Consider the following 2,442-nt stretch of genomic DNA (forward strand, 5'->3'; position numbering starts at 1 on the left):
GCGAGTCGCGCGCGACTCGCACCGGCGAGTCGGCGTGCGACCTCCTCGCGGGCGAAGCGGATGTGGCGCGCCTCCTCGAGGACGTGGATCTTCGACACCGCGCGGGTGACGGGCTGGACACGCTCGTCGCGCATGAAGTCGCGCTGCATCATGTCGAGGATCTCCTCGGCAGCCATGACCGAGGCATAGGCGTTGGCGCCCTTGAAGAAATGGCCCCACAGGCGACCGAGCTGGTGGATGTAGCGGGCCGGACCGTAGCCCGGCGTGTTCAGCCGCTCGCCGGCGCGCGCGAACATCACCGAGTGTCGGCACTCGTCGGCCACCTCGGTGAGGGCGAACTGGACGTGGCGTGAATGCTTGTCGCGGTCGTAGACGTCGCGCAGGAGCATCTGCATGAGCAGGATCTCGAACCACAGGCCGACGCTCGAGACGCTCGCGGCCTCGTGCTTGGTCAGCTCGATGCGCTGTTCGTCGGTGAGTTCGTCCCACAGCGCGGTGCCGTAGAGCGTGCTCCATTCGGGTGTCATGCCGAACTTGTCGTCCGGGACGGGGGCCTCCCAGTCCACTTCGACGACCGGGTCGTACGACTTGCGCGCGGACGAAGCGAGCAGTCGTCCGGCGGTTTCCTCCCGATCGGACAGTGCGACGCCGGGGGTGAAGCCCTTGCTGGTCTCGCGGGTGAGCGATGCGGTCATGTCTCCACCTTTTTAGTGTGACGACTGGTAACTGTTATTCAGGTTAGCGTGATCGCGCGCACAGCACAATGCCCGCGACTCGTGTCGCGGGCATCGGGAAGGGGGAGGGGCGGGCGGTGACGAGCGCCGGGGCGCCCGGAAGACGGAGATCACCGCGCCGACCAGCCCGGGCGCGCCGGACGGCTAGAGGCCCATGTCCTCGTCGCCCAGACCGTCCGCGCCCACGGCGGTCTTCTTCTCCTCCCGCGGGCGACGCAGGACGTACAGGCGGGAATGCTGGAAATCCCGCAACCGCAGGGTTCGCACGGTCTGGAACCGGAACTCGTCGCAGTCGGCGAGCGCGTCGGCGAGGTTCTCGTCGACAAGGATCGTGCCCGGTCGCGCCGCGCCGGTGAGGCGGGCCGCGATGTTGACGACCGAACCGAACAGGTCGCCGAAGCGCGGCAACGCTTGGCCCCACGCCAGCCCGACACGCAGATCCGGGTAATCCTTCTGGGCCACGAACGAATCCTGCAGGTCGAGGGCGATGCGCGCGGCGTCGATCGGACGTTCGGCTGCGAACATCACCTCGTCGCCGACGGTCTTGATCACCCAGCCGTTGTGCCGTGCGATGACATCGGAGACCTCCGATTCGAAGTAGTCGAGCAGTTCGCTCAGCGCGGCCGCGTCGATCTGGCGGGTCAACCGCGTGTAACCGACCATGTCGGCGAAGCCCACGACCAGCTCGTGGAGCTCGCCGGAATCCTGCGGGCGCGCGGCGGCACGGGCGGTGGTGGCCACCAGGTGCCGACGCCACATGTGGCTCTGGAGACTCACCGCGAGCTCGGTCGTGCGATGGACGATGTGGTCGATCAGCGCACGGATCTCCTCCTCCTGCGGAGGAGTCTCCGACTTCTCGTAGGCAGCGGCGAGTTGCGTGAAGACGTGGGTGTTGAGCAGATTCAGCTGCCACTCGGTCAACCGTGACATCGACTGTCCGATCGACCGGGCCGCCGGCATCTCGAGGCGTTCGTCGATCGCGCCGCTCGCGATGATCGCCGCTGTCGCCCGCAGGGCTTCGACATCTCCGTCCGTGAACATCACGACGTCGGGATCGGGATCGACGGTCAGACCGAGCGCCTGCCACAGGCGGCGCACACGGGCAGGTTCGAGCCCGCACAATCCCGCCACCTCGTTCAACGTGTAACGCAGCGGACCGCCGAGCAGCGCGTTCTCCAGTTGTGACTGGATCACGGACAGCACGTCGGTTCCTGATGCGGGTGCCGGATCGGACGGGGTCACGCATTCATCCTTACCGTGCTCGGCCCCCACGTGCGCGGCAGGTCGCACCGAGCGGGTGAGCAGGGATGTCGTACGGATGTGCGACAGTGACCGTCGTCGAAGCACCGCCGACCGTTCGGCGAACCGAGAAAGGACGTCGCATGCCGCCCCGCAGACGCGCGGATCACCTGACGGAGGACCAACTCGGAGAGCTCGGTACCGCTCTCGCCGAGGGGCGCCGCGCGACCGTCTACCTCGTCGAGGGCATTCCGAGCCTCGGCATCGATCCGGGGACGTCGGCTCGGGTGGTGTCGATCAGCGGCAGCACGGTGATGGTGCGGCCGAAGGGTGTCGACGACGAGTTGCCGTTCGAGGTCGACGAACTGCGCGCCACCCGCGAACCGGCCGGAACCAAACGCGCGCCGGCGAAGGCCGCGCGCGCGTCCGGTGCCGCGAAGCCCGCACCGGCGAAACCCGTACCCGCGAA

2 protein-coding genes and 1 pseudogene are annotated in these 2,442 nt (G+C 67.9%); 1 reads left to right on the forward strand and 2 read right to left on the reverse strand.

The features are described from left to right. Together A8G18_RS13895 and A8G18_RS13900 are read right to left on the reverse strand one after the other, a co-directional pair. Window positions 1–695, reverse strand: a 695-nt coding sequence (locus A8G18_RS13895; protein ID WP_064064345.1) for an AurF N-oxygenase family protein, incomplete at its 3' end; no start/stop codon positions are given. Between the two features lie 183 nt (window positions 696–878). Next, complete coding sequence (locus A8G18_RS13900; protein ID WP_026003464.1) at window positions 879–1,976, reverse strand: adenylate/guanylate cyclase domain-containing protein; 1,098 nt, start codon at window positions 1,974–1,976, stop codon at window positions 879–881. A 140-nt stretch (window positions 1,977–2,116) separates the two neighbouring features. Between A8G18_RS13900 and A8G18_RS22505 the strand changes: the two are divergent. Further along, window positions 2,117–2,442 (forward strand): annotated as a pseudogene (locus tag A8G18_RS22505) (translation initiation factor); the annotation flags it as partial.

The organism is Rhodococcus gordoniae (genome assembly GCF_001646655.1).
Taxonomy (GTDB): Bacteria; Actinomycetota; Actinomycetes; order Mycobacteriales; family Mycobacteriaceae; genus Rhodococcus; species Rhodococcus gordoniae.